Origin of the sequence: Microbacterium trichothecenolyticum, assembly GCF_030818955.1 — a bacterium.
GTDB classification, from domain to species: Bacteria; Actinomycetota; Actinomycetes; order Actinomycetales; family Microbacteriaceae; genus Microbacterium; species Microbacterium trichothecenolyticum_B.
On record NZ_JAUTBF010000001.1, the window covers coordinates 1770438 to 1796033 of the forward strand.

A 25596-nucleotide genomic window follows, 5' to 3' on the forward strand; every position below is an offset into this window, starting at 1 on the left:
CGGTCCAGCCGTCGAGGTCGGTGTCGACGGTGAGATAACCGCGCGCGGCCAGCGCCGCGAGCACCGTGGATTTCCCGGTGCCCGACATTCCCGTGACCAGGATTCGCGCCATGGGGCGACCCTAACGCGAGCGCACCGTCGTGACCACGGGCGGATGAGGAGCGTCAGGATGCCATGGCTCACGCTCATCGCGCAGATCGCCAGCGGCGGGCGGGCGGCGGCGGTCTCGGCATCCGCTCCTCTCCTCGACGACAGCTCGAACTCGTGACGGCTCCTTCACCGCTGGCATACTCGGCATCTGGTTCCACCGAGGCAGCGACGGCAACACGAGAGGACGGTCGGAATGGCGATCGAACCCGGCATCTACGAGCACTTCAAGGGCCAGCGCTACGAGGTGTTCGGAACCGCGCGGCATTCCGAGACCGAGGAGGTCTTCGTCTCGTACCGCAAGCTCTACGACGACTACTCGTACTGGGTCCGACCGGTGGAGATGTTCACGGGGACGGTCGAGCGGGACGGGTACTCGGGGCCGAGATTCCGACGCATCGTCTAGGCGCACGTCAGCACCTCTGCGCGCCGCAGGAGATGACGCGGCGGAGAAGACCTTCGGGTCGCGAGGATGGAGTGGAAGAGCTGCAACCCGGCCAGGAGGAAGCCGCCGATGACGGTGGCGACGATCTGCGGGGTCGGACTGCGTGCCCTGCTGCATCCGCGTCATCAGGGTGATGTCGCTCCACGCCCTCCGTGACCGTCGCGTCGAACGATTCGGCGAGCTCGTCTTCGACGACCTCGTCCGAGTCGCCGATTTCGCGTCGGCGGTCGTCGCTCACGGAAGCACCCGTCGTGTATTCGTGCCTCACCGTCGCCCCCGCGCGAATTCCGCACAACCCACCTGCGTGGGCGGCCCGGTGTTGATACGGAAGGATCTCTGCGACAAGGTTCTCGGCTCTGTCGGCATGCGCCAGCATTGGTTCGAGTGGCTGAAATCTCGTGATCGAGTTTCATGAGCAGCAGTACACCGAGGTGGTCGAGCACTTCGGCAAACCGGACGTCCTCACCGTCTCGGGAGTTCACCGCGGCATCCAGCGACGCATCTACGACGACCGACGCAAGGAACTCATCCCCGCTCACGGGCTGTCGCTTGTGGGCATCCCCATGAGCGACTTCACGGTGCGAGGCGGCTCCATCGTGAAGCGGCGCGAAGCCGACCCGAACACCGTCAGCCGCGCTCTTCGCGAGCACCTCTCAGAGCGACCGCGCACGCCGGCGAGCCGGGCACGTTCACGCCTCAGAGCTTCGGTGCCCGATCGCCGAGCCACATCGTGAAACCGTCGACGGATGGGGTCTTGTCGCTGTCGCCGTAGATCACTTCCCGTGAGAGCTGCACGTCGAGCTTCCGAGAACTCGGCTCGTAGTACACGCGGTACTCCGTCGGCGGCGGCACACCGATGGAGGTGAACTTGTCAGCCGCGTCGTACAGGTCGCTCCGGAACAGCGACTGAATCTGGCCAGCCCTATCCGTTGAGCTGTCCGTTCCCACGAGGTCCGTGGGATAGACGATCTGTCCCGCTTGATCGAACAGCACGTTGACGTAGGTGACACCGGGAACCTCGGACGCGCCGTAGATGTACAACGCGCGGACATCGGGCGCATCGCCGGCGTACTCCACAGACAGCGAGACCCACTTCGAAATCAGATCCCGGAGAATTTCTTGTTCGCTCACTGATATTCCTACTGGTTGAGGTCAAGATCCACGCGGCGACCGTTGATAACCGAGCGTATCTCGAATCTCTGAGGCCGCCCTGTCGGATCATTGATGATGCGCGCCTCGACGCTGACCCGGCCCGGGGGATCCGACAGGAGCGCGCGCTCCCAAGCGATCTCGAGCTTCCGGAAGGAGCTGAGGTTGTGGGTCGACAACATGCTGACGAGATTGTCTCGGAAGGGCGAGCCGCCCAGTCCATCCGCGATGAGATGGCCCGCGTGATCCCCGGGGAGCTTGCCCGGAGTGTTCCCGTCGTGCGGGAGGCGTCCGTCGTGCGTCTTCAGCTGCACGTCATCCGCGATGAACCGGTCGATGTGCCCGTTCGCGTCGGTGTGGTAGATGTACTCGTGCTCGCCCGTCTGGTACCAGGTGTTCGGGGTGAGGTCGCCGTTTGCGTCGAAGTGCGAGCCGTCTCGGACGATGGGCAGCTGGTCGAGCTGCTCGCGGGGCATCGGCGTCCAGGGCTCGCCAGCGCCCAGTCGGCCCGTTCCTGCGCCCGGGGTGTCAGATAGATCCAGCCTGGATCCACTGAGGGTGAGATCCTGACCACTCGGGACTCCCCCACCAGGCGCCGCCCGGCCGAAAGCAGCAGCACACCGAGGTGGTCGAGCACTTCGGCAAACCGGACGTCCTCACCGTCTCGGGAGTTCACCGCGGCATCCAGCGACGCATCTACGACGACCGACGCAGGGAACTCATCCCCGCTCACGGGCTGTCGCTTGTGGGCATCCCCATGAGCGACTTCACGGTGCGAGGCGGGTCCATCGTGAAGCGGCGCGAAGCTGACCCGAACACCGTCAGCCGCGCTCTTCGCGAGCGCCTCTCAGAGCGACCGCGCACGCCAGCGAGCCGGGCACGTTCACGCCTCAGAGCTTCGGTGCCCGATCGCCGAGCCACATCGTGAAACCGTCGACCGAGGGAGCCTTGTTCGAACCCCGGTAGATGGTCTCGCGCGACAGGCGCACCTCGAGCCTCCTCGTCGCGATCTCGTAGAACACTCTGTACTCGGTTGGCGAGGGAACACCGATGTTTTCGAACTTGCGCCGGGCTTCCCCGAGATCTTCGAGAAGCAGTTCAATCATCTGGCCCGACAAGTTCGTTGCTTGCGCGCCGCCCCCACGCGCCCGCGCAGGGTAATCAATCTCGCCATCCTTCTCGAACGCGATACCCACATATGTAGCGCCTGGCACTTCGTTGGCTGCATAGATGTAGATTGCCTCGACTCCCTCAGTGCCGCTGATGTACTCGACACCGAGCGAGATCCACTTCGAGATGAGGTCATGAAGGATGGCCTGTTCGGCTGACGCTGTTGTCGTCATGAGGTACTTCTTACTGTGTCAGGACTATCCCGAACCCGGCGTATGCGGGACTGGGGCTCCCCAGCCTGACGCGCAAATCATCCACCGAGGCCTGCACCTTCGCACTTAGGGAAGTCAGGTCGTCCCCCATCGAGCGCGCCATGGAGTTTGCCAGATCTCTCAGCCCCCCTCCCCCGGAGGGCCTCAGCGAGCAGACGAAGCCGGGTCGTCGCCGCGGCGCAGTGCCTCATCGACACGCGCGAGCAGGGCGGCCGCTGCCTGAACCCCGGCATCGTCGCCGTCGAGCGCGACACGCAGGCGGTCGGCCCAGTAGGCGTGGAGCTTGCGCACGCTCTCCTCCGCCAGAGCGGTGGGCTGCAAGCGCACCGCGCGGGCGTCATCCGGAGCGGTCTGACGCTCGACGAGACCCTTCGCGACCAGCGAGCGCAGCGCGACGCTGCAGTTGCTGCGCTGCAGTGCGGTGGCTTTGGCGACGGCGCTCGGCGAGGCGCCGGGATTGTGGTGCACCCACCTCATGACGAGTGCTTCCGTTCCCGTCAGCGAAATGATGTCGGGCGCCTGGGGGCCGTTCGGATCGATTTCCCGCGCGACGCGCATCAGGACGTCGGCGAACTCGGCGAGAGCGTCGTCGGAGATCGCGGGGGGCACGCGGCGACTGTACCAGCCGCACATAATAAGTTATGCTTTCATAACTATGACGACCGACACCGACTCCGCGCGCACGCAACCGGCATCCCGTTCCCACGACATCACGACGCCGCTCCTGCTGGTGCTCGGCCTTCTGAGCGCGGTCGCGCCCTTCGCCACCGACCTGTACCTGCCGGCGTTCCCGCGGATGACGGTCGACCTCGCGACCTCGGCCACGACGGTGCAACTCACGCTGACGGCGTTCCTCATCGGCGTGACCGCCGGACAGCTCGTGTTCGGTCCCCTCTCCGACCGGTTCGGGCGCGTCCCGCCCCTCATCGCCGGAGCCGCGCTCTGCGTGCTCGCGAGCGCCGTTGCGGTCTTCGCGCCGAACGTCGCCGTGCTCGTCGTCGCGCGTCTTCTGCAGGGCCTCGGCGGAGCTGCCGGAATGGTGATCGGCCGCGCGGTCATCTCCGATCTGGCGACCGGCAAGGCTGCCGCGCGTGCCTTCTCGCTCATGATGATCGTCGGCGGCGTCGCCCCGGTCGTCGCCCCGCTCCTCGGCGGCCTGCTGACCGGACCCATCGGCTGGCGTGGGTTGCTCGCGATCGTTCTGGGGCTGTCGGTGGCCATGCTCGTCGCCGTGCTCGTCGTGGTGCGCGAGACGCACCTGCGCGCCCGCCGCGACGCGCTGCGCGCCGAGCGGGTGGCATCCGGGTCTCCCCTGCGGGCGCTGTGGTCTCGGACCTTCATCGGCTACACGACAGTGTTCGCGTTCGGCTTCGCCGTGATGATGGCGTACATCTCGGCGTCGCCGTTCCTCTACCAGAACATGCTCGGGCTCGACACGGTCGGCTACGGAATGATGTTCGGCCTGAACGCGCTCGCGCTGGTGTTCGTGAGCGGGCTGGCACCGAAGCTCACCGCCACCCGTTCGGTCGAGAGCGTCCTGACCCTCGGTATCGCGATCGTGACCGCGTCGACCATCGCCTTCGCGCTTCTCGTCTTCTCGGGAGCGCCGGCGTTCTGGCTCGCGGTGCCGCTCTTCACGGCCGTCGGGTCGCTGGGCCTGGTGTTCGGAAACGCGACCGCGCTGGCTCTCGGCGCCGTCCCCCGCATCGCCGGGAGCGCCTCGGCCGTGCTGGGAGCCGCGCAGTTCGGGCTGGCCGCAGTGGTCTCGCCGCTGGTCAGCCTGGGCGGCGAGGGCACCGCCGCTCCCCTGGCGATCGTCATGCTCGCGTCTGCGGCGATCGCCGCCGTCGCCCTCGCGGTCACGCGCCGCACGGAGGGGGCGGCGAAGGCGCGCAGCGCGGCGGGTCACTGACACCGCGGCCGCGGCGGTCGCGGCGTGGCATCCCTTCCCGGCGCAACGCGTGTCACCGACGAGCGTGGATGCCATAGGCCGACGCCCGCGGCCTATCGCGGTTCCGGTTGCCGCAGCTGATCGAGCATCGCCGCGACCGCGATCGATGCCGTGTCGTCGCGGACGGACCGGAGCTCGTCGGCCGCCGCCAGGATGCCACCTTCATCACGCACGGCGCGGAGCACCATCAACCGCGGCACGTCGGCATCCATAAGCGCCCCTTCATGCCTGCTTCACGCGGAACGAATACCGCGTAAGCCTCAGTGAATGCCATCCTTCCGTGAAGGAGCGAGGGAGGACACCGTGGATATCGTGATGGGAATCGTCGGCTGGGCGGGAGCGGTGCTGCTCATCGCCGCCTATGCGCTGTTGACCGCCGGACGGTTGAGCGCCGGAGGGTGGGCCTACCAGGCGATGAATCTCGTCGGTGGCCTCGCGCTCGTGGCCAACTGCATCTCGTTGTCGGCGTGGCCGTCCGCTGCTCTGAACGTCGTCTGGTTCGGCATCGGCCTGGTGGGCCTCCTCCGCAGTCGTCGCCGCCGGGTGGCATCCGCATCGGTCGAGTGATCCGCGCGCCGATCGCGCCGACCGGTTGCACGAGGAAAGCCTTCTGCGATGCGCGGCTTGACTGTGAGCGCGCTCGAACTTCTCCGCCGACCGGGTGAGCAGCGATGACGCCGGCCTGACCCGCCCACCAGGTCGTCGCGTGGGCCTTCGGCGAGATCTACGCGCGCCCCGCGCTGCCGCCGCGCGATCGACAGCTCGTCACTCTCGGCATCCTGACCGCCCTCGGCGGGTGCGAGCCGCAACTCGACGTGCACGTGAACGCGGCGCTCAACGTCGGACTCACGCCGACGGAAATCACTGAGGCGATGCTCCACGCGGCCGTGTACTGCGGTTTCCCGCGCGCCCTCAACGCGACGTTCGTGGCGAAGAAGGTGTTCGCGGAGCGCGGCCTGCTGCCCGTGGCCTGATGCGGGGCGTCGTGGGGCGTGACACCGCGCGCATGAACGAACGGCTCGCCTGTTCGCGGCCGCGCGCGCGGATGCCGGCGGTCGCAGCCGCCCGCCTCCGCGCGAGCTGCGGCCGGACGCTCGGCGGCATCCGTCACGAGCCGGCCGCGGCGTCGTACGCGCTCCTCGCCTCGAGGACGGTCTGCATGTTCTGCTCCGCCCAGCTCTTCAGCGCACTGACGACGGCGAAGAGAGAGTGACCGGTCGGAGTCAGGGAATACCGGACGGTGACGGGAACCGTGGGCTCCACGTCTCGGTCGATCAGGCCGTCGCGTTCGAGGGTGCGCAGGGTCTGCGTGAGCATCTTCTGACTCACTCCGGCGATGTGCCGCCGCAGCTCCGAGTAACGCGCCGGGCCCTCGGCGAGAGCCGAGAGCACGAGCGCCACCCACTTGTCCCCGAGCGTCGACAGCAACTGCCGACTCGGGCACGTGGCGAGATACGCGTCGTACTCGATGCGGGCCTGCGTGCGCTTCTGGGCCGCGGTCAGTGTCGCCATGAGTCCTCCCTGGGTACCTACACACTCTCGGGTGCCTTCTTTCCGAAAGAGAGCGTACGCGCCCACAATGACGGTCGGTCCGATCGCGTCGATCGGATGTCAGACCGCTCGAAAGGAAACAGCAATGCGCACAGCGATCGTCACCAACCCGGGATCCGCCGAGGCCATCGAGATCGTCGACCGACCCGACCCGGTCCCCGAGCCGAGCGAGGTCGTGATCGCGGTCGAGGCGGCCACGGTGAACCCCGTCGACCTTCAGACCCGCGCAGGCGTCTACCACTCGCTCGGGTGGGTCTCCTCTGCGGAGGTCGGACTGGGGTGCGATGCCGTGGGCACCGTCATCGAGAAGGGAGGCGAGGTCGACGGCATCCGCGTCGGCGACCGTGTGGCCGTTTTCATCGGGGGCGTCGATCGCGGCTTCGGTGCGTACGCGGAGCGCGTGTCGGTCCCGGCGCGGGACGTCGCCCGAGTGCCCGCCGACCTGAGCTCGGCGCACGCCGCGACCGTTCCCTTGAATGCGACCACGGCATCCGCGGGTCTCGACCTTCTGGGTGAGGCGCAGGGTCGCTCACTGCTGGTGACGGGCGCCGCGGGTGCCGTCGGCGGCTTCGCGCTCGAGCTCGCCCGCGAACGCGGGTTCTCGGTCACCGGACTCGCCCGGGCCGAGGACGCCGAGTTCGTGACAGCGACCGGTGCCGCCTTCGTCGCCGACCTTGCCGACGCGGCCGCCTTCGACGCGGCCTTCGATGCCGCGGCGATCGGCGATGCGGTCGTGGCGAGCGTGCGAGACGGGGGCGCCTACGTCGGGGTGATCCCGGTCGCGGTGCCCGCGTCCGATCGCGGCATCTCCGTTCAGGCCGTCATGGCCGGACCAGACGGAGCCCTTCTCGGGCGGCTGCTCTCGGCTGCGGCAAAGGGCACGATCACTGCACGCGTGCACGCCATGCTCCCCCCTCGAACGAGCCGCGGACGCGCATCAACAGTTCGGAAGCGGCGGGGTCCGCGGACGGATCGTGCTGCTTCCCTGAGCGCGGGCGGGACGGGGGCGTGAGGCGCGTCACCCGTCCCGCCCGCGCCTCACGTGATCCGCGTCAGACGTCTCCGCGCTCACCCCCATCGACGACGCGGAACCCGTGCACACCGTCGAGCGCTCGACTCTGGACGGGCGCGGTCATTCCGGTCTCCAACCGCGCTCGCTCAGCGGCCGGCGCCCATCACTCCGCGGGCCGACGGAAGTCGGCGGGAAGGTCTGGCGGTCTCCGGTCGGCATCCTCGCCCGTCTGCGCAGACCCGTATGCGGCCGGCACGTCCAGCGACGACGTGGGCGTCCAGCCATAGATCGACGATTGCACCGCCGCCGCGTCCACCACCGGCGCGAATGCCGAGCGCAGAGCCTCGCGCCCGCGTTCGGTCCGCCGCCGCCGCAGGACCACGATTAGCCGCACGACGATGCCGCCGGCGATGGCGGCCCAGAACACGACCTCGATATACCCGAACGAACCCATGCGACGCTTCCCCCCTTGGGGGAGCCAAGCTACTCCTGAGGCGGGAGGTGCAAAAGACCCGGCGGCGGCATTCCCCCGCCAGCCCGTTCGATGGATGGATGCCGCGGAGCACCGTCTGTAGCGAACCACCGCACCGACGAGTTCACGTGACTGACCAACGGTCAGTCGCCGGTAGCCTCCCCAACGTGGTCGCCGCGGCGCGTGAGCCGTTCCTGGCGGACGGCGTCGAAGCGACGAGCGTGGACGGAGAGAGTCCAGCAACTCGTCACCGCCACCCTTCACGCATGAGAGGTCAGAAAGATGCCCACCGCCGTCTCCCTCATTCGTTCCACCGCGCTGTCTGACCGCGCAGAGTATGCGTATGCCGCCACCGCCCCCGCCGAGGCGCGACTGATCTTCCTCGCCGGTTCCTGCCCGCTGAACCTCGACGGCACGACCGCAGGCATCGGCGATTACGCAGCCCAGGCGGCCAAGTGCGTCGAGAACATGAGGATCGCTCTTCGCGAGGCCGGCGCCGGGATCACGGACGTCATCAGCACGCGCGTCCTCGTCGCCTCGACGCGCCAAGCCGACCTGGTGACGGCGTGGGAGGTCGTTCGGGAGGCGTTCGGCGAGCACGATGTGCCCAGCACGCTCCTCGGCGTGACCGTGCTCGGGTACGACGACCAGCTCGTCGAGATCGAGGCTGTTGCGGCGGTTGTCGACCGCTAGTGGCTTCGCTCCTGCGCGCTCGGCCTCGCCACGGGCGCGCGGGCCGCACAAATCGATCAGGGGCCAGGCTGGCGCCCTCATCCGCACGACGATCGCCTGAATTCGGGACTATCAGCCGTGCTCCGGCGTCTCAGCGTGTGCAGCGAGCCACAGCGAGACGCCCAGGAGCGCGGCGAAAGGCCGATAAAGACGATTGTCGAGGTCCCGAAATGTCCTCCCCGGGGCAGGCAGTCCCATGGCGGCAAGGGCAAGACCACCGCCGATCACTGCGCGCATCGCCATGACGGCCCCCATGCCTCGAAGCGCGAGCCGTCGCGCGGGGCCCTCGCCCAGCGCGCCTGACGCGAGAAGCGCCGCCGCAGCCGTCCCGCCGGCGACGACCAGTGTCGGCGTTACGCCCGGCATGGGCCCGTCGGAGCCGATGACAGCCTCGCCCAGCTGCTTCTTACTCTTCGCCGGCCAAGGCGAGCCGGACGCCCACATCACATGAAGCACGGACACGCCTGCCAGAGCGGTCGTGCTCACTACTCGAGTTACGGTGCCCACTACCTGTACCTTGCGCACGACTGGACCCTATACGAACGCCCGCAGAGCGCACGACGGCTGTCATCAACAATCGAAGTGCCCCCGTCACGAGATCGCGGATGACCCACCGGTGACATGAGTCCGTGGCCACGACGGTCAGACCTCGAAGAGCGAACCGGCTCGCACCACGCCCTCATCGCGACGCCGCCAGCACCGCCGCCAACCCCTCCCGCAGATCGCGCACGAACTCCCCCGGCATCTCCAGCGCGGGAAAGTGGCCGCCCGCCTCGGGTGCCCGCCACCGCACGATGTGGCGGAACCGTTCCTCCGCCCAGGGCCGCGGATGCTTCTCGATGTCGTGCGGGTAGGTGGTCAGGGCCGCGGGCACAGTCACCCGCAGGTCGGGGCCGAGGGTCTGATGGCTCTCGAAATAGATCCGCGCGGCTGACGCCCCGGTCGCGGTGATCCAGTACAGGGTCACGTTGTTGAGGAAGCGGTCGCGCGAGATGGTCTCGAACGGCGAGTCGACCGTGTCGCTCCACTCGGAGAACTTCTCGAGGATCCACGCGAGCAGCCCGACGGGCGAGTCGACCAGGGAGTACCCGATCGTCTGAGGCGCGGTCGCCATGACCCTCGCATAGGCGAGACGGTTCCTCTCGAAAGCGCGAGTGTGCTCGACCCACTGCCGTTCGGTGTCGTCGAGCCCCTCGAGACGGAGCCCGCGCGGCGCACTCGGCATGGTCGTGTGGATGCCGATGACGTGCGCCGCAAACCGGCCACCGAGCGCGATGGTGACCGGCCCACCCCAGTCGCCCCCGTGGGCGAGGAACCGGTCGTACCCGAGCCTGCCCATGAGCTGAACCCACGCGGCCGCGATGCACTCCGTACCCCACCCCTCTTCGGCGGGCTTGTCTGAGTAGCCGTACCCCGGCAGCGACGGCACGACGACGTGGAACGCCGGGGTCTCGGCATCCTGAGGCTCGGCGAGCTCGTCGATGACGTCGACGAACTCGGCGACGCTCCCCGGCCAGCCGTGGGTCAGGACGAGCGGGGTGGCATCCGGCCGCGGCGAACGGCGGTGCAGGAAATGGATGCCGAGCCCGTCGACGACCGAGCGGAACTGGCCGATCTCCTTCAGCCGACGCTCGAACGGACGCCAGTCATAGGTGGTGCGCCAGTACTCGATCAGCTCGACGATGTCGCCGAGCCGCGCGGCTCTCCGAGACCGAGGCGATGGTTCGCCGTGTCGCGCATCGAGCGCGCAAGAATCACCAAGACGGCGTGCAGCGGTCACACCGTTGAGGAGGTCGGAGAGCCTCCGGCGAACGCCCGACCCGTCCATGGCCGGGACGACTGGCCTCGCTTCGGCCAGAGGAGATGGCGTCACAACCGTCGCAGCGTGGATGCCATGGAGGAATGCATGCAGGCCCTGAATGCGTGCGCGATGGCGGCGGCGATGTGCGCGGGCAGCGACATGACGCACGGGCCTGAGGTGGCGACGTGCTGCGCCATGTGTTCGAATGCGCACCCACGACGTGCCCGAGCGCGTCGAAACCTCTCAGGCGACGAAACCTCGGCCGCGCGTAGCCTCGCCGATCTCTCGCACCGCCGCAGCGACGTCTTCCGCGAACCCCAACGCGATGTCGGAGTGCGTCGCCGTTGACAGTTCCCGGCTTTGCGATCCCGCCGGGAGCGCCGCCTCGTACATGTGTCGCAGGGCAGCTGCCCTCTCGCGGAGGTCGTCGGCGGTGCTGAACTGCGCCTGCAGGGGGTCGACCGTGCCCGCCCGCAGAACGATTGTCGGGGCGGCGAAGGGGCCGGGGCCGAGCTCATCGAGGATCTCGACGAAGTTCGCCCCCTCGCGCGGTCCGGTCTCCAAGTCGTCAGCCGCATGCCGGTCGCGCACGAGCTGACAGATCTGCGGCGGAAGGTCGGTAGTGACCGACTCCCTCCACCGGCGCGCGGCGGCGCGATGCTCGTCGGTCACGACGACGGACGTCGAGGCGTTGGGCTTGATGCGGAGCCGCTCGGGCATCGCCGCGTTCCACGCACCGTGCACGGGGTCGAGCAGCACCATCCCGGCGACACGGTCGGGGAACAGCTGGGCGAAGCGCTGAGCGTAGGCACCGCCGAGCGAGTGCCCGACCAGGACGACGGCATCCTGCACACCCAGCGCGCGCAGGAGAGCCTCGAGCTCTCCTGCGACGGCGGCCGCGGCCCGCGGGAGAGCGACGGGGGAGCTCCACCCGGTACCGCCGCGGTCGTAGATGACGCCGGCGCGCGACTGCGTGACGCGGTCGAAACTCTGCCACAGGTCGAGTCCCATCTCGCCTGAGCCGGGGAGGAAGACCGCGCACGGTCCGGGCCCCTCGCGGGTATCTACCCATAGGCGACGGCCGTCGACCTCGACGAATCGACCGATCGGGGGCGTCGCATCCGGGAGATCCACGTTCCCACGGTAGCGATCGGCTTACGGCAGGTCGGACGGCGACGGATCCGGATGCCGCGGCGTCGGAACCTCGATCACGATGCGGTTATCGCCGATGACGCCCGGCCCGGCGTCAGGAGTCGGTGAAGGAATCGGCGTCACTCGCTCGGCCTCCCACACGATCTGCGCCTCGGCCGCCGACGGACGCCATACGTCGTCGAAGCCAAGCGTTCCCCCTGCCGGGCGCAGCACCGTATCGCCTCGACGGCGCCGTCGCGCGACGCCCCAGAGGTATGCGGCACTCCACGCCGCCAGCAACGCGAACATCGCGGGAACGCCCCACATCACCAAGGCGCCGATCATGCCGCCATGGTAGGCCGCTGGCATACTCGGCCTCCGACGGACTCCACGATGGTGCCCTCACGCGACGACCGAATCCGGCATCTCAGAGCACGTTGTCGAGGAAACGGTCGCGCGAGATGGTCTCGAACGGCGAGTCGACCGTGTCGCTCCACTCGGAGAACTTCTCGAGGATCCACGCGAGCAGCCCGACGGGCGAGTCGACCAGGGAGTACCCGATCGTCTGCGGCGCGGTCGCCATGACCCTCGCATAGGCGAGACGGTTCCTCTCGAAAGCGCGAGTGTGCTCGACCCACTGCCGTTCGGTGTCGTCGAGCCCCTCGAGACGGAGCCCGCGCGGCGCACTCGGCATGGTCGTGTGGATGCCGATGACGTGCGCCGCAAACCGGCCACCGAGCGCGATGTTGACCGGCCCACCCCAGTCGCCCCCGTGGGCGAGGAACCGGTCGTACCCGAGCCTGCCCATGAGCTGAACCCACGCGGCCGCGATGCACTCCGTACCCCACCCCTCTTCGGCGGGCTTGTCTGAGTAGCCGTACCCCGGCAGCGACGGCACGACGACGTGGAACGCCGGGGTCTCGGCATCCTGAGGCTCGGCGAGCTCGTCGATGACGTCGACGAACTCGGCGACGCTCCCCGGCCAGCCGTGGGTCAGGACGAGCGGGGTGGCATCCGGCCGCGGCGAACGGCGGTGCAGGAAATGGATGCCGAGCCCGTCGATGACCGTGCGGAACTGGCCGATCTCAATCCGTCGGCGCTCGAACGGCCGCCAGTCGTAGGTGGTGCGCCAGTACTCGATCAGCTCGACGACGTCGGCGAGGGGTGGGCCTTGCTCCCACCGATCACGGCCTCGCGCGTCGTGGGGTGTTGTTGCGCGTTCGGGGAGGCGCGTGGATGTCAGGCGTTCGCGCAGCGCGGCGAGATCTTCGTCGATGGGGGACGCTCCGCTACTACCTGCGCCTCGCGACCGAGCAGGCAAAGCTCCCGTGCATCCGATTCCGTGACCTTTGCCACACCCTACGTGAGTCTGACGTTCGCCTCACGGTTCGAAGCCTTACGAGGTCAGCCGGTGAATGGGACACGCATCGGTGTCCACGACCGACGCCATCTACGCCCATTCGTACCCCAATGACTACAACGACCAGATCACGCGGTTCGAAGAGTTGGTCGCTGAGGCGTGACACGATGCTGACGCCACGGTGCGCGTCCGCGTCGTTCCGATAGTGTTCGAGCAACGTGGGGGAAGGGGCACCCAATGGCCGATGGCGACAGCAAGGGTGAGATTGAGAAATCCGCGAGCGGACACCTGTGGTTCGTGAAGCAGGGGCAGGAAGTGCTCTTCTACAGGATTAATCGACGCCCGATCGGCGGTGACCCTTCGTTGTTCCAACCTGACCCAGACCTGCTCAGCCATTTGGAGCGCGTCCTCGAACCCTCAGAGCCCGCGACGAGCGGCAGTCAGTATCAACGCACTTGGCGGCTGGGCGATCTCAGGATCGACAAGGAACGGGGAACATTCACCGGCCGCCTAGGGTGGGCGCGATCAGGTGAAGCCGTTGGTCAAGCTTGGGATGACGAACAGCACAGCTGGACGGATCGGGTGGTGGCGAGAGACGAAAGCGCTGTTTCCCCCGTCGCATTCTCGTCTAACGGACGCATCCTTGGGATCTTGAAGAACCCTTCGTTTTCTACAGAGTCAGTGTTGGGTGATGTGCTGAGCCAGATCCTGAACCGCGGGGAGCGTCAGACCGACTTCCCGACCACCGAGTGGAGCGTCGAGCCTCTAGGAGATTCGCAGGAGTTCTACGAGTGGCTCGACGACCTCGACCAGCTCCTCGTGCTTCGCATGGTGTTTGAGCGGCCAAACCCAGACGGCGAGGAGCAGTTTCAGGAGCTGTTCGAGCGACTGGATGCGTACGAAGCGGATCAGATCAAGGAGGAAATTCGGGCGCGCGACGAGACAACAGGGCTCAAGAAGGACGCAGTCAAGGACGATCCGACAACCCAAGGGTTCATGGTTGCGGCGCTCAAGTATGCATTCGGCCGAGTATGGGCCAAGGGCAAGAAGCGTGGGCGAACCGTCCACTACGACCAGCGCAAGCAGGTGGCTCGGACCTCGATCGAGAATGTCGGAGATGACTGGGAAACTGCTACCAGCAGCGTGCTCGGGGCCGTCGAGCGCCAGACAGAGAGGCGGCAGCTGACCAATGGGCGAGGTTCGTAGCGAGGTCGGATTCTGGCGCGCGATCGGGCGCCTGCGGCTACGCGACATCCTCTCCGTTGAGAACGTCGCGAGCGTCATCCTTGGCGCTGGCCTAAGTGCTGGCCTGTTTGCGCTTGGCACACTCGGTGATCGTGTTCAGGTGGCGAGTCTGTATGTAGGAGTAGCCGCAGCGTTGGTTGCGATCGTGTTCGCCGGCGTGGCGCTTGTGACGTCCCTGTTGTCGGACTCCTACTTGAGACTCCTCCAGGCATCAGACGCGGGTGTCCTAGGGTTCCTGCGGCCGTTCATGATCGCGGTCGGTGTACAGATCGCCACGGTTCTCGGTGCAGTCGGTTACGCGGCCGTGGCCAAGTTCATCCCGATATGCGTCGAACCTTGGTTGTTTGGTGCACTCTCGGTGTGCTTCGTGGCGTCTTGCCTTGAGGTCGTCGTGCTCATGAGGTCGGTGTTCATGCACGCTCTCTTGAGGACGAAGTTCGCACAGGTGCTAGAGAACGAGCGTGAGCGCCGGGCCGGCAGCTAGCTATCAATCGGCGCAGTCTGGGATGTCCGGTCGTGCCCCGTTGTTGATGGGGGTAGTAAGCCAGCGGTACTCGTCTGGAAGTCGGCTAATCGTGCACACGGCACGCTCCTGAAGATCGGACGACTTCACCCAGACCGGGGCCTTGTTGCGGTCGAGAAACAAGAGTTGCCCGGACTGTTCGCCGACCACATATCCGACAACAGGATCCACAGAAGAACCGATGATGAGTTGCTCCGAGGCCATCCACGGTTGCGACAGCAGCAACACTCCTACCGTGCCGCAGATCAGACCCGCGAACCAGGCCATTCGGTTGGCCGCCTTTGCGGAGCGTGGCTTCTTGCGCCGCGCAGCTCGAAGCCTGAACAGGATGATGAGAAGTAAGCCGACGATGGTCGCTGCGATGAGCAGTGGCGACATGAAGGACGCGTAAACGAGAGGCAACAGCGTAGTCACCACGATAGTTGTCCAGAAGACGATCGCCCTCGGCGCCCCGGCATCATGAGCCCGATTGATGATGCCGCCAGGATCAAACACCCATGCCAGCGAGACTCCCGCGATGAGCACGAGGGCCAGGGTTGAAATCAGCAGCGTCGCCTGGTTGGTGAGGGCGAGCACCGAGAATGCGATATTGATATCGAAGCCTGCGAAATAGAACGCACGAAGAACTACGACCACCGCCAGGAACAGCGATACCGCCAACCCCATGTGTTCTGTACACAGCTTGCGTGCGCGTTCCCATAACGACATAACGGTCATTGTCCACGTCCACACCCTGGGCCGCGAAACTCGTCTTAGGGGGCGGACGCTAGGTTTCCGCGGGGTTTGTGGTTCGGGCCTCTCGGGGCGATAGCACGAGATGCCATACAGAGATCGGGAGGCGACGACGGGAGTCGAACCCGCACCATCAGTTTGGAACACTGACGCGCAGCCGCTCAGACCTTCTCCCGCATGTAACGCCCACGTAAACTCCCCCTCTCCCCCACCCCCACCCAGGGTGAGACAACCGTTACCTCCCCGCCCCTCCCGACGCCCTCCCGGGTAACGCCCCCTCCCTACGCTGGCGGCACGCCCAGCCCATGCGAGGCGCTGCACCTCCCCACATCGCCCACCGGAGGACCCCGTGACCGTCACCAACCCGCGCCCCGAAACCGCAACGCCGCCCGCGGCCGCAACCGAGACAGCGGAACTGCAACACCGCCCCGGCCGCTGGATCGACAACTGGAACCCCGAGAACGCCACGCAGTGGGCCAAAGAAGGCAAGGCCATCGCCTCACGCAACCTGCGGTGGTCGATCTTCGCCGAGTTCCTGGGCTTCGTCGTCTGGCAGCTGTGGTCTGTCGTCGTCGTCTCGCTGCCCGCCGCCGGCTTCCAGCTCTCGACCGGTGAGATCTTCTGGCTCATCTCCATGCCGAGCCTCGTCGGCGCGACGCTGCGCATCCCCTACACGTTCATGGTTCCCCGCTTCGGCGGCCGCAACTGGACGATCGTCTCGGCGGCCCTGCTGCTCATCCCGAGCATCGGCCTCGCCATCGCGGTGTCGAACCCCGCGACGCCCTTCGGCCTGCTGCTGCTCATCGCCGCGTTCGCCGGCTTCGGCGGCGGCAACTTCGCCAGCTCCATGGCCAACATCACCTTCTTCTACCCGGCCGCGCAGAAGGGCTACGCCCTCGGACTCAACGCCGCCGGCGGCAACCTCGGCGCCTCGGTCGCGCAGTTCGTCGTCCCGATCGTCATCACCGTCGGCGCTGCGGCCACCCTCAACCTGCCGCTCGCGGGTCTCATCTGGGTGCCGCTCATCATCGTCGCGATGATCGGCGCGTACTTCCGCATGGACAACCTCTCCAACGCGAAGTCCGACATCACGGCATCCCTCGCCGCCCTCAAAGAGCCGCACCTGTGGATCATGGCCGTGCTCTACATCGGCACGTTCGGCTCGTTCATCGGTTTCGCCGGCGTCTTCCCGAAGCTGCTCGCTGACACGTTCCCCGACTTCAAGGGAATCGCGATCGGCACCGCCACCGTCACCCTCGCCTTCATGGGTGCGCTCGTCGGCTCGCTCGCCCGCCCCTACGGCGGCAAGCTCGCCGACCGCTTCGGCGGTACCGTCATCACGATGGGCGCCTTCACGGTGATGGGTCTCGGCATCCTGAGCGTCATCCTGACCCTGCCGCTGCAGAACTTCGCCGTGTTCCTCGCGTGCTTCCTGGTGCTGTTCGCCGCGGCGGGCATCGGCAACGGCTCGACGTACCGCATGATCCCGACGATCTTCACCCTCAAGGCCAACGGCGGCATCGGCGCGCAGCGCAAGGCGGCCGCGGCCCTCGGCCTCATCTCGGCGATCGGCGCGTACGGAGGCTTCTTCATCCCGCAGCTGCTCGGCTTCTCGAAGACGACGTTCGGCTCGTACACCCCCGCCCTCGGCTGGTTCGCGCTGGCCTACGTCGCCTTCCTCGCCATCACCGCCAGCGTCTACCTGACGCTGTCGAAGAAGAGCGGCACCCGCATCTGATGTCCATGAGCTCCGCCGACACCCACTGCCCTTACTGCGCGCTGCAGTGCGCCATGACCGTCCTCCACGACACGGAGACGGCGGTCACCGGCCGCGACTTCCCCACCAACCGGGGAGGACTCTGCGCCAAGGGCTGGACGTCGGCGGAGCTCCTGGCATCCCCCCACAGACTCCGGATGCCGCTCATGCGGCGCCCCGACGGCACCCTCGCCGAGACCACCTGGGATGAGGCACTGGATGCCGTGGCCGCGGCCTTCCGCGACACGAAAGCCACACACGGACCCGACGCCAACGCCATCTTCGGCGGCGGCGGACTCACCAACGAGAAGGCGTACCAGCTGGGCAAGTTCGCCCGCGTCGCGCTCGGCACCTCGCGCATCGACTACAACGGCCGATTCTGCATGTCGTCGGCCGCCGCGGCATCCAACCGGGCCTTCGGCATGGACCGGGGACTCCCCTTCCCCGTCACCGACCTTGACGACGCGCGGACCATCCTGCTGCTCGGCTCCAACGTCGCCGCGACCATGCCGCCCTTCCTCGCGCACCTCGCCGGAGCCCGCGCCGCGGGCGGCCTCATCGTCGTCGACCCGCGCCGCTCCGCCACCGCGCGCCTCACCGAAGACGGCGCCGGCACCCACCTGCAGCCCGCGCCCGGCACCGACCTGCCGCTGCTGCTCGGGCTCACCCACATCGTCATCGCCGAAGGCCTCGCCGACCGCGCGTATATAGAAGAGCGGACGGCGGGCTTCGATGGCCTGCGCCGCTCGGTCGCGCAGTGGTGGCCCGAGCGCACCTCCTCGACCACCGGCATCCCCGTCGCCCTGCTGCGCGAGACGGCCCGGCGCCTCGCCGCGGGCGGCGCGTACATCCTCACCGGACGCGGCGTCGAACAACACGTCGACGGCACCGCCACCGCGACCGCCGCGATCAACCTCGCGCTCGTGCTCGGCCTCGTCGGCCGCGAGGGCTCGGGCTACGGCACCCTCACCGGCCAGGGCAACGGCCAGGGCGGACGCGAACACGGCCAGAAGGCCGACCAGCTGCCCGGCTACCGCTCCATCCGCGACCCCGAAGCGCGCCGGCACGTCGCCGGGGTGTGGGGCGTGGATGCCGACGAGCTCCCGGATGCCGGCATCCCGGCCACCGCGCTGCTCGGCGAACTGGGGTGGGCCGGTGAAGACGCTGCTGGTCGCCGGCTCCAACGTCGTCGTCTCGGCACCCGACGTCGATGCCCTGCGCGAGCGGCTGCGAGCCCTCGACACCCTCGTCGTGTGCGACTTCTTCCTCAGCGAGACCGCGGAGCTCGCCGACATCGTGCTGCCCGTGCTGCAGTGGGCCGAGGAGGAGGGCACCATGACCTCCCTCGAGGGTCGCGTGATCCGCCGCCGCCGCGCGCTGGCCGCACCCGACGGTGCCCGCAGCGAGCTGTGGATCATGTCGGAGCTCGCGCGGCGCCTGGGCGCGGCATCCACCTGGTCGATCGATCCGGCCGAGGTGTTCGACGAGCTCGCCCGCGCGTCGGAGGGTGGCATCGCCGACTACTCCGGCCTCTCGCACGAGCTGCTCGACACCGGCGTCGAGGCGTATTGGCCGTACCGCTCCGAGAGCACCCCGCGTCCGTTCACCGAGCGCTTCGCCCACGCCGACGGCCGTGCTCGCCTGGTGGCGGTGGAGGCCACTCCCCCCGCTCCCACCGACCGCGGCGGCGACCTGACACTCGTCACCGGCCGCTACCTGCAGCAGTATCAGTCGGGCACGCAGACCCGCCGCGTCGCCGAGCTGAACGGCGCGCGCCCCGAGGCGCGGCTCGAGATCCATCCCGCGACGGCGTCGCGCCTCGGCATCCGGGAGGGGGCGCTGGTCGCCGTGTCGAACGAGCGCGGCACCGTGAAGGCGCGGGCGAGCGTGACCACCGACATCCGTCACGACACCGTCTTCCTCCCGTTTCACTACGCGGGCGAGGAGTGCGCGAACCGCCTGACCGCGGCGAGCGTCGACCCGACGTCGGCGATGCCCGAGTTCAAGCGCACGCGGGTGACGGTGGCTCCGGATGCCGGCACCTCCGCGCCCACGACCGCTGCGGCTCCTATCGAGCGACCGGACGCCGCCGCGCCGCACGTCGTCGAGCGTCCGCCGGTGCTCGTCGCCGCGAACTCTGAGGAGGCAAACCCATGTCTGAGCGTGTGGTGCTGGTGGGCTACGGCCCCGTCGGGGCGCGACTGATCGAGGGCCTGCTGCCCGCCGTGCGCGACGGGCGCATCGACCTCACGGTCATCGGGGCCGAGACGCACGACGTCTACAACCGCGTGCTGCTCGCCGAATACGCCGTCGGTCGCACCGACCGCGACGGCCTCGACATGGGCGACCGCCTCGTCGCCGAAGAGGCGGGCGTGCGGTTCGTGCTCGGGATGACGGTGGTCGGCGTCGACCGCGACCGTCGCGTCGTGCGCCTGCACGATGGCATCCGTCTGCCGTACGACCGACTCGTGCTGGCGACCGGCGCTCGTGCCAACGTGCCGACCCTCGCCGGACTCGAGCGCGCGCAGCGGCACCGCGCGACGCGGCCCGGCGTTCCCGCCGAACTGGACCGGGGCTCTTCGCCGTTGCCTCGTGGGGTCGTGGCACTCCGCGACCTCGCCGACGCCGAGCACGTGCGCGCGGCCGTCTCGGCCGGGCAGCGGATCGTCGTGCTCGGCGCGGGGGTGCTCGGCATGGAGCTGGCCCTGGCCGCCGCCGAAGCCGGCGCCGAAGTGGTCGTCGCGTACCACTCCGCCGCCCCGATGAATCGCACGCTCGACGAGAACGGCGGACGCGTACTGGCCGCCGCGGCCACCGCCGTGGGCGTCGAGATGATGCACCACGCCCGCGCCGAGAGCATCGTGCAGCGCTACGACGACCACGGTCAGGCCTGGTTCGACGGCCTGGTCTGCGCCGACGGCAAGGTGCTCGCGGGCGACCTGCTCGTGCTGTCGTGCGGCGTCGCGGCGCGGACCGAGGTGGCGTCCCTCGCGGGGCTCGCCACCTCGACGGGCGTGCTCGTCGACGGGTCGTCGCGCTCGTGGACCGACCCGAACGTCTTCGCCATCGGCGACTGCGCGCACGTCGCCGACCCCGCGGATGCCGACGCCGAAGGCCGCGTGCCGGGCGGCCCGAGCGGACTCGTCGGCCCGGGCTGGCGACAGGCCGACCGGCTCGCGGCATTGCTGTCGACGGGGACCGAGACGCCGGCCGTCGCCGAGCGGCCCGGCGTCGTCATGCTGAAGGCCGAGGGCATCGACGTCGTCGCCGGTGGCGCGATCGACGCCGACCCGTTCGCGCCCGCCCACGCGGCCGGATGCCACGCACCCCAGGTCACGCTCTGGGCCGACCCCGCCCGCGGGGCGTACGTCAAGCTCGTCACCGTCGACGGCGTGCTGACCGGCTTCGTCGCGGTCGGGATGCCGCGCACCGGCGCCGAACTCACCCTGCTGTTCGAGCGCGGATCGGAGCTTCCCGCCGACCGCTCGACGCTGCTGCGCCTCGATGCGCCCGACGCCGGGATGCTCGCCACCGGCGACCCCTTCGCCGCCGACGCGACGATCTGCTGGTGCAACGGCGTGAACGCCGGGGCGATTCGCGAGGCCGTCGACGCCGGCGAGCCCACGGTCGCGTGCGTCAAAGCCGCCACCCGCGCGGGCACCGGCTGCGGCGGGTGCGTGGGCCGGATCACGGAATTGCTCGCGCGCGAGGCGATCCCGGCATAAGCGTCGGGGGGCGTGTCGGCGTGCACGCCCGGGGGCTGGCCGAACTCCTGAGACACGGCACGGCCGAGCCCCACACAGCGGCCCCACAGGTCCCGCACCCCGTTCTCCAGCAGTTCGAGCGGGCGCGGCGGGTCCGCGCGTGCCGGCCTCCGGAAAACACCCGGGCGTCCGCCGGTCCTGCCGCGCGATGGACCCCGAAGCATCCCGACATCCGGAGCCCAGCACGCTCCCTCGCCGACACGACGCCGAAACGCAGTGGCCGTACCCTTCCCACATGCCTCCGATCGAGAACCTCGTCGCGTTCATCGCCGCGTCGGTCGTCATCATCGTCGTCCCGGGCCCGAGCGTGCTGTTCGTCATCGGGCGCTCCATCGCGCTGGGCCGCCGCGCGGGCGTGCTGAGCGTCGTCGGCAACGCCCTGGGCACCGTCCCCGCGGTGCTCGCCGTCGCCTTCGGGGTCGGTGCGATCGTGGCCTCCTCGATCGTCGCCTTCACCGTGTTGAAGATCGTCGGCGCGATGTACCTCGTGTGGCTCGGCATCCAGGCGATCCGCCATCGTCACGACCACGTCTCCGGGGTGGCCGTCTCGCCCGCCTCGTCGTGGACGCTCCTTCGCCAGAGCTTCGTCGTGGGACTCACGAACCCCAAGACGATCGCGTTCTTCGTCGCCGTGCTCCCCCAGTTCGTCGCGCCGCACGCGGGCGCGGCGTGGGTGCAGCTGATCGTGCTGGGCGTCATCTTCCAGGTGCTGGCCCTGACGTGCGACAGCGTGTGGGCCCTGGCCGCCGGTACGGCACGAGCGTGGTTCGCCCGTTCGCCGAAGCGCATCTCCGCCCTCTCCGGCACGGGCGGCGTCATGATGATCGGCCTGGGTGGCGCGCTCGCCTTCACCGGTGCAAAGAGCTGAGACTCCCGCGCGCACCGCGACGCGCGGGGAGCTGATTCCCCGCACTCCGCGCGTCCGCGCACCCGCTTCGGGATCCTGCGACCCACCGGCACACAGCCGTCCGACAGATCTCCGACGCTGTCAGGCCACCCCGGTACGAACCCCGAGGTCGGTGGATGCCGCCCCCTCGAGCCGGACGCCGTCGGGGGCGTAACGCGAGCCGTCCACGGGGCTGTCCCAGGAGCGTTCGGCATCGTTCCACGTCAACGGCGTGCGCGCGACGATCGCGCGCGTGCGCCCGTCGACCGTCGAGACGGCCGTCGTCCGCAGTCCTCGACGCGCGATGACGCCCGCGCCCTCCGCGGGGCGCTTCACCGGCGCGGGCGACGCGCCGGCCGCGCACGCCGCCGCCACGCCCACGCGTCGCGCGGCATCGCCGATCCCCCGGCCGATGTCGGCGGGTACGGTCAGGCGGGTGCCGATGGTCTGCATCCACTGCGGCCGGTCCCCGCGCGAGACGCCGCGGATCTCGTCGGTCAACCGCATCGCGGCGGCGGGTCCGTTGGTCAGTCCCCAACCCGCGTATCCGGTCGCGAATCGCACGCGGCCGAGACCCCGCGGCATCCCCCCGACGAACGGCACGAGATTGTGCGATTGGTAGTCCTGGCCCGACCACCGGGCGATCTCGGCGCCGACCGGCAACGTCCGGCGGGCCCAGGCGGCGAGCTCCTCGGCGAGCGCGAGCTCCGACCGGGCCGAGCCGACCGGATGCCGTGCCCCGGTGACGATGAGCGCGTCGCGCCCGAACGAGACGGGGGTCGCGACGACGCTGCGGCCATGCGCTCCGACCTCGCTCCACATCCCGCCGGGGCCGGTGGCGTCCCCCTCCCGTTCGAAGGCGATCGCCCATGACCGCAGGGCCCGCGTCTTGAGGTCGTAGAGACCGCGTCGGGTGATCGGCGTGCCGGTGGCGAGCACCACGGTGTCGGCGAAGACGGTGCCGTGATCGGTGTCGACGCGTCCGTTCGGCAGTGTGTGCACGTCGGTCACGCGTACGCCCGTGTGCAGCGCGGCGCCCGCGGCCGTCGCCATGCCGGAGAGGGCCCAGGCCACCAGGGCGGGGTCGACGACGATCTGGTCGTCGAGGGCCACGGCCCGAGCGGGCGTGTGCCCGCCCAGGTCGGCGGGGGTGTCCACGCGCACCGGGAGTCCCGCCTCGCGGGCGACGTCGCGCACGGCGTCGAGCGCGGTGTCGGCGTCGGTGCCCCGGCCGAAGGTGAAGGCGGTGCGACGCTCGGCGGCGGTACCCGCCCGTTCGGCGAGCCAGTCGAGACCAGCCCGGTTGGCGTCGACATACGCGCGCACGAGTCGTGCCGGGTGGTGCGCGCGCAGAGCGGCGAGCGTCGTGCCCTGCAGAACGGATGCCATGCCCGCCGCAGCGGCCGTGGTTCCCTGCCCGATGGCGTCGGCGTCGATGACGGCGACGTCGACGCCCGCTTCGGCGAGCATGACGGCCGTGGACAGGCCGGTGATGCCCGCGCCGATGATGACGACGTCGTGTCGCGCGTCGGGCGCGAGCGGAGTGCCCTGGACGGGCGTCTGGTCATGGAGCCACAGGGGGATGGTCATGCTTCCATCCCATCGCGACGCCGGGGTCGGCGCATCCCGTTGCGAGATTGGGACGTTCGTCATACGGAGTTCGCGAACCTGGACGTTCGCTGTGAGCCACCCCTAGGATGAGCCCTGTCGGCTCCGCCGAGCCACCGCCGAGCCACCGGGCCGACGGCGTCCTCGACCTGGAGCTCTCCCCCGTGCGAACCTCCGTCGGCTTCACCCTTGCATTCATCCTTGTAGCGGCAGGAGTCACCCCTGCAGCTCTCGCCGCCGCCCCCGGCGACACGGCGTCGTGCCGCAGCATCCCGGTCGACGCCGACGCCCCGCTGCGCGCCGACATCGCCCGCGCGCGATTCGGTGTCGACGGCTCGGGCGTCACCGTGGGGGTGATCTCCGACTCCTTCGCGGCCACGTCCCCCGCGGGAGCGAGCGTCGCCGATGACATCGCCAACGGCCTTCTCCCCGGTGCAGGAAACCCGTGCGGGCGCGAGACCCCCGTCGGTGTCGTGCGCGACGCCCCGGCCATGCACGACGAAGGCCGTGCGATGCTGCAGTTGGTGCACGGCATCGCCCCGGGAGCGTCCCTCGCCTTCGCCGCGGCGGATCCTGACAGCGCCGCCTCGGTTCGCGAAGCGATCGACGTGCTCGCAGCGTACGGTGCCGACATCATCGTCGATGACATCAGCGTCGAAGAGGATGCGATCTTTCAGCGCTCCCTCACGGCCGAGACGGTCGTGCGTCAGACGGATCGCGGAGTGATCTACTTCTCCTCCGCGGGGAACCAGAACATCATCCCGGACGCACCCTTGCCCGGTCAGAAATCGACGCCGGTGAATGGCTGGCAGAGATCGGCGTACGCCCCGACCACGTGTCCTGACGGGGTCGCCGCGGCCGTGCAGGCGCGCGGCTTCGCGGCGCCCCTGGATTGCCTCGACGTGGATCCGCGGGAGCCGGCCGATCCAACCCTCGGCTACTCCGTCCTCGCGCACAGCGAGCTGATCTTCCAATGGGGCGAGCCGGCCGGGGCGGTCACCGGATCGTTCGTTCCCGTGGTGCTCGAAGGCGGCGTTCCGGTCGACGTGGACCTCAAACCGCTCGCGGACGGTACCCCCGGCTACACCCTCGTTCTGCCGGCGTCCGCGCACAACCTCGACATAGAGATCGTGGTCGCGCGCATCGCGGCCCCCGACTCCTCGACAGCGCTCGCGAATCCGCCGATCTTCCTCATGTTCCTGCAGTCCGCCTTGGATTGGGCCGAGTACACCGCTTCCGACGGGGACGTGCGCATCGGGCGAACGTCCTTGGGGCACAACAGCGACCCGGCGATCATCTCCGTCGCGGCGGCGCCGTGGAAGACCCCTTTCGAGGTGGAGTCGTTCAGCGGTCACGGCCCGTCGACGCACTACTTCGCCCCCCGAACGGCACCCGATGCGTCCGCCGTACTCGATACCCCGCAGATCGTCGCGAAGCCCGACGTCATGACGGTCGATCAGGTGCGGCAGTCCGTGCTGGGCGGCGATCCCGACGCCACCGGCGGACGCGCCTTCCCCGGCACCTCCGCAGCCGCTCCCCTCGCCGCGGCGGTCGCCGCCCTGGCGAAGTCGTTCGATCCCCGTCTGACCCAAGAAGATGTCCGCGCGCTGTTGCGAACGACGGCGCGCCCCGCTGCCTCGCCGTGGGACACGGTGCCTGCCGAGAACGTGACGGGCGCCGGACTCGTCGACGCCGAGGCGGCCCTGGCCGCGCTGCCGCCGCGCCCGACGCCCCAGCCGACCCCGACAGCAGCACCGACCCCGACGAGCAGTTCCACCCCCGCGCTGACGGCCGCGCCCGCCGTCGGTCCGACGCGCCTGGCGAACAGCGGCACGGACGCCTCAGCCACCGTGCCCCTGCTCATCGGCGCGATCGCGCTGCTCGTCGTCGGCGGTGTCGTGCTGCTGATCGTGCGCGCGCGGGCCCGGCGGCGGTGACGGCCGCCGTTA

At 69.1% G+C, this 25596-nt stretch carries 25 protein-coding genes and 4 pseudogenes; 15 read left to right on the forward strand and 14 right to left on the reverse strand.

The annotated features are described in order from the left end of the window. The first annotated feature begins 343 nt into the window (after positions 1-343). Together QE412_RS08410 and QE412_RS08415 are read left to right on the forward strand one after the other, a co-directional pair. On the forward strand, positions 344-553 hold the full coding sequence (locus QE412_RS08410) for a DUF1653 domain-containing protein (protein ID WP_307482237.1): 210 nt from the start codon (positions 344-346) through the stop codon (positions 551-553). Positions 554-990: 437 nt separating this feature from the next. Beyond that, positions 991-1326 carry a hypothetical protein gene (locus tag QE412_RS08415; protein WP_307482239.1) on the forward strand — a complete coding sequence of 112 codons (336 nt, stop codon included), beginning with the start codon at positions 991-993 and terminating at the stop codon, positions 1324-1326. Here the strand turns inward: QE412_RS08415 and QE412_RS08420 are convergent. From QE412_RS08420 to QE412_RS08435, 4 genes are all read right to left on the reverse strand, one after another. Continuing rightward, a complete protein-coding gene (locus QE412_RS08420) occupies positions 1289-1723 on the reverse strand; it encodes a hypothetical protein (protein WP_307482242.1) in 435 nt (144 codons plus the stop codon). The two genes, QE412_RS08415 and QE412_RS08420, sit on opposite strands and share 38 nt — an antisense overlap. Positions 1724-1731: 8 nt before the next feature. Then, positions 1732-2217 carry a DNA/RNA non-specific endonuclease gene (locus QE412_RS08425; RefSeq protein ID WP_307482245.1) on the reverse strand — a complete coding sequence of 162 codons (486 nt, stop codon included), beginning with the start codon at positions 2215-2217 and terminating at the stop codon, positions 1732-1734. Positions 2218-2631: 414 nt separating this feature from the next. Continuing rightward, positions 2632-3084 (reverse strand): hypothetical protein, encoded by a 453-nt coding sequence (locus QE412_RS08430; protein WP_307482248.1) that lies wholly within the window; start codon positions 3082-3084, stop codon positions 2632-2634. A 183-nt stretch (positions 3085-3267) separates the two neighbouring features. Beyond that, a complete protein-coding gene (locus QE412_RS08435; RefSeq protein WP_307482251.1) occupies positions 3268-3732 on the reverse strand; it encodes a MarR family winged helix-turn-helix transcriptional regulator in 465 nt (154 codons plus the stop codon). Between the two features lie 46 nt (positions 3733-3778). Between QE412_RS08435 and QE412_RS08440 the strand changes: the two genes are divergently transcribed. Then, the gene (locus QE412_RS08440; RefSeq protein ID WP_307482252.1) at positions 3779-5035 is read left to right on the forward strand and encodes a multidrug effflux MFS transporter; all 1257 of its coding nucleotides are present in this window, start codon (positions 3779-3781) and stop codon (positions 5033-5035) included. A gap of 92 nt (positions 5036-5127) precedes the next feature. On the opposite strand, the gene QE412_RS08445 is transcribed toward QE412_RS08440, so the two are convergent. Next, positions 5128-5286, reverse strand: coding sequence for a hypothetical protein (locus QE412_RS08445; RefSeq protein ID WP_307482255.1), 159 nt, complete (start codon positions 5284-5286; stop codon positions 5128-5130). 91 nt (positions 5287-5377) lie between these two features. Between QE412_RS08445 and QE412_RS08450 the strand changes: the two genes are divergently transcribed. Then, positions 5378-5641, forward strand: a complete 264-nt coding sequence (locus QE412_RS08450; RefSeq protein ID WP_307482258.1) for a CBU_0592 family membrane protein — start codon at positions 5378-5380, stop codon at positions 5639-5641. A 140-nt stretch (positions 5642-5781) separates the two neighbouring features. Further along, positions 5782-6048: pseudogene (locus QE412_RS08455) on the forward strand (carboxymuconolactone decarboxylase family protein); the annotation flags it as partial. Between the two features lie 133 nt (positions 6049-6181). Here the strand turns inward: QE412_RS08455 and QE412_RS08460 are convergent. Next, positions 6182-6586 (reverse strand): winged helix-turn-helix transcriptional regulator, encoded by a 405-nt coding sequence (locus QE412_RS08460; protein ID WP_307482260.1) that lies wholly within the window; start codon positions 6584-6586, stop codon positions 6182-6184. 124 nt (positions 6587-6710) lie between these two features. Between QE412_RS08460 and QE412_RS08465 the strand changes: the two genes are divergently transcribed. After that, positions 6711-7637, forward strand: coding sequence for an alcohol dehydrogenase catalytic domain-containing protein (locus QE412_RS08465; protein ID WP_307482262.1), 927 nt, complete (start codon positions 6711-6713; stop codon positions 7635-7637). Positions 7638-7800: 163 nt separating this feature from the next. Here QE412_RS08465 and QE412_RS08470 read toward each other — a convergent pair whose 3' ends face one another. After that, a complete protein-coding gene (locus QE412_RS08470) occupies positions 7801-8091 on the reverse strand; it encodes a hypothetical protein (RefSeq protein ID WP_307482264.1) in 291 nt (96 codons plus the stop codon). 300 nt (positions 8092-8391) lie between these two features. Between QE412_RS08470 and QE412_RS08475 the strand changes: the two genes are divergently transcribed. Continuing rightward, on the forward strand, positions 8392-8802 hold the full coding sequence (locus QE412_RS08475; RefSeq protein ID WP_307482267.1) for a RidA family protein: 411 nt from the start codon (positions 8392-8394) through the stop codon (positions 8800-8802). A gap of 111 nt (positions 8803-8913) precedes the next feature. Here QE412_RS08475 and QE412_RS08480 read toward each other — a convergent pair whose 3' ends face one another. Next, positions 8914-9327 (reverse strand): DUF3995 domain-containing protein, encoded by a 414-nt coding sequence (locus QE412_RS08480; RefSeq protein WP_307482270.1) that lies wholly within the window; start codon positions 9325-9327, stop codon positions 8914-8916. Positions 9328-9520: 193 nt separating this feature from the next. Continuing rightward, positions 9521-10531: pseudogene (locus QE412_RS08485) on the reverse strand (epoxide hydrolase); the annotation flags it as partial. 27 nt (positions 10532-10558) lie between these two features. Here QE412_RS08485 and QE412_RS08490 point away from each other — a divergent pair. Next, positions 10559-10675, forward strand: a pseudogene (locus QE412_RS08490) (transcriptional regulator); the annotation flags it as partial. 210 nt (positions 10676-10885) lie between these two features. Here the strand turns inward: QE412_RS08490 and QE412_RS08495 are convergent. The 3 genes from QE412_RS08495 to QE412_RS08505 all read right to left on the reverse strand — a co-directional run bounded on the left by QE412_RS08495 (position 10886) and on the right by QE412_RS08505 (position 13094). Then, complete coding sequence (locus QE412_RS08495) at positions 10886-11776, reverse strand: alpha/beta fold hydrolase (RefSeq protein WP_307482272.1); 891 nt, start codon at positions 11774-11776, stop codon at positions 10886-10888. 21 nt (positions 11777-11797) lie between these two features. Then, entirely contained in the window at positions 11798-12118 is a 321-nt protein-coding gene (locus QE412_RS08500) for a hypothetical protein (RefSeq protein ID WP_307482275.1), read from the reverse strand. A gap of 82 nt (positions 12119-12200) precedes the next feature. Next, the gene (locus tag QE412_RS08505; RefSeq protein WP_307482278.1) at positions 12201-13094 is read right to left on the reverse strand and encodes an epoxide hydrolase family protein; all 894 of its coding nucleotides are present in this window, start codon (positions 13092-13094) and stop codon (positions 12201-12203) included. Positions 13095-13370: 276 nt separating this feature from the next. On the opposite strand from QE412_RS08505, the gene QE412_RS08510 reads away from it, so the two are divergent. Further along, a complete protein-coding gene (locus QE412_RS08510) occupies positions 13371-14339 on the forward strand; it encodes a hypothetical protein (protein ID WP_307482280.1) in 969 nt (322 codons plus the stop codon). Next, entirely contained in the window at positions 14323-14862 is a 540-nt protein-coding gene (locus QE412_RS08515; protein ID WP_307482283.1) for a hypothetical protein, read from the forward strand. Before QE412_RS08510 ends, QE412_RS08515 begins: the two co-directional genes overlap by 17 nt. 3 nt (positions 14863-14865) lie before the next feature. Here the strand turns inward: QE412_RS08515 and QE412_RS08520 are convergent, their stop codons facing one another. Then, a complete protein-coding gene (locus tag QE412_RS08520; RefSeq protein ID WP_307482285.1) occupies positions 14866-15609 on the reverse strand; it encodes a hypothetical protein in 744 nt (247 codons plus the stop codon). A gap of 373 nt (positions 15610-15982) precedes the next feature. Here QE412_RS08520 and QE412_RS08525 point away from each other — a divergent pair, with 373 nt between their 5' ends. The 4 genes and pseudogenes from QE412_RS08525 (at position 15983) to QE412_RS08540 (ending at position 22021) form a co-directional block, all read left to right on the forward strand. After that, complete coding sequence (locus tag QE412_RS08525) at positions 15983-17371, forward strand: MFS transporter (RefSeq protein ID WP_373426538.1); 1389 nt, start codon at positions 15983-15985, stop codon at positions 17369-17371. Positions 17372-17376: 5 nt separating this feature from the next. Then, a pseudogene (locus QE412_RS08530) lies at positions 17377-19456 on the forward strand (molybdopterin oxidoreductase family protein); the annotation flags it as partial. An 86-nt stretch (positions 19457-19542) separates the two neighbouring features. Then, complete coding sequence (locus tag QE412_RS08535; protein ID WP_307482288.1) at positions 19543-21114, forward strand: FAD-dependent oxidoreductase; 1572 nt, start codon at positions 19543-19545, stop codon at positions 21112-21114. A 274-nt stretch (positions 21115-21388) separates the two neighbouring features. Continuing rightward, positions 21389-22021 (forward strand): LysE family translocator, encoded by a 633-nt coding sequence (locus tag QE412_RS08540; protein ID WP_307482291.1) that lies wholly within the window; start codon positions 21389-21391, stop codon positions 22019-22021. Positions 22022-22141: 120 nt separating this feature from the next. Here QE412_RS08540 and QE412_RS08545 read toward each other — a convergent pair whose 3' ends face one another. After that, the gene (locus QE412_RS08545; protein ID WP_307482294.1) at positions 22142-23629 is read right to left on the reverse strand and encodes an FAD-dependent oxidoreductase; all 1488 of its coding nucleotides are present in this window, start codon (positions 23627-23629) and stop codon (positions 22142-22144) included. Positions 23630-23736: 107 nt separating this feature from the next. Between QE412_RS08545 and QE412_RS08550 the strand changes: the two genes are divergently transcribed. Beyond that, the gene (locus tag QE412_RS08550; protein ID WP_307482297.1) at positions 23737-25584 is read left to right on the forward strand and encodes a S8 family serine peptidase; all 1848 of its coding nucleotides are present in this window, start codon (positions 23737-23739) and stop codon (positions 25582-25584) included. The last annotated feature ends 12 nt before the right edge of the window (positions 25585-25596 follow it).

Bases quoted from the DNA above. Each gene is read 5' to 3' on its own strand.
- QE412_RS08545 (WP_307482294.1), bottom strand. From the start codon at position 23,629: ATGACCATCCCCCTGTGGCTCCATGACCAGACGCCCGTCCAGGGCACT.
- QE412_RS08425 (WP_307482245.1), bottom strand. From the start codon at position 2,217: ATGCCCCGCGAGCAGCTCGACCAGCTGCCCATCGTCCGAGACGGCTCG.
- QE412_RS08515 (WP_307482283.1), top strand. From the start codon at position 14,323: ATGGGCGAGGTTCGTAGCGAGGTCGGATTCTGGCGCGCGATCGGGCGC.
- QE412_RS08410 (WP_307482237.1), top strand. From the start codon at position 344: ATGGCGATCGAACCCGGCATCTACGAGCACTTCAAGGGCCAGCGCTAC.
- QE412_RS08510 (WP_307482280.1), top strand. From the start codon at position 13,371: ATGGCCGATGGCGACAGCAAGGGTGAGATTGAGAAATCCGCGAGCGGA.
- QE412_RS08470 (WP_307482264.1), bottom strand. From the start codon at position 8,091: ATGGGTTCGTTCGGGTATATCGAGGTCGTGTTCTGGGCCGCCATCGCC.
- QE412_RS08440 (WP_307482252.1), top strand. From the start codon at position 3,779: ATGACGACCGACACCGACTCCGCGCGCACGCAACCGGCATCCCGTTCC.
- QE412_RS08430 (WP_307482248.1), bottom strand. From the start codon at position 3,084: ATGACGACAACAGCGTCAGCCGAACAGGCCATCCTTCATGACCTCATC.
- QE412_RS08445 (WP_307482255.1), bottom strand. From the start codon at position 5,286: ATGGATGCCGACGTGCCGCGGTTGATGGTGCTCCGCGCCGTGCGTGAT.
- QE412_RS08535 (WP_307482288.1), top strand. From the start codon at position 19,543: ATGTCTGAGCGTGTGGTGCTGGTGGGCTACGGCCCCGTCGGGGCGCGA.
- QE412_RS08520 (WP_307482285.1), bottom strand. From the start codon at position 15,609: ATGTCGTTATGGGAACGCGCACGCAAGCTGTGTACAGAACACATGGGG.
- QE412_RS08500 (WP_307482275.1), bottom strand. From the start codon at position 12,118: ATGATCGGCGCCTTGGTGATGTGGGGCGTTCCCGCGATGTTCGCGTTG.
- QE412_RS08550 (WP_307482297.1), top strand. From the start codon at position 23,737: ATGAGCCCTGTCGGCTCCGCCGAGCCACCGCCGAGCCACCGGGCCGAC.
- QE412_RS08540 (WP_307482291.1), top strand. From the start codon at position 21,389: ATGCCTCCGATCGAGAACCTCGTCGCGTTCATCGCCGCGTCGGTCGTC.
- QE412_RS08465 (WP_307482262.1), top strand. From the start codon at position 6,711: ATGCGCACAGCGATCGTCACCAACCCGGGATCCGCCGAGGCCATCGAG.
- QE412_RS08475 (WP_307482267.1), top strand. From the start codon at position 8,392: ATGCCCACCGCCGTCTCCCTCATTCGTTCCACCGCGCTGTCTGACCGC.
- QE412_RS08460 (WP_307482260.1), bottom strand. From the start codon at position 6,586: ATGGCGACACTGACCGCGGCCCAGAAGCGCACGCAGGCCCGCATCGAG.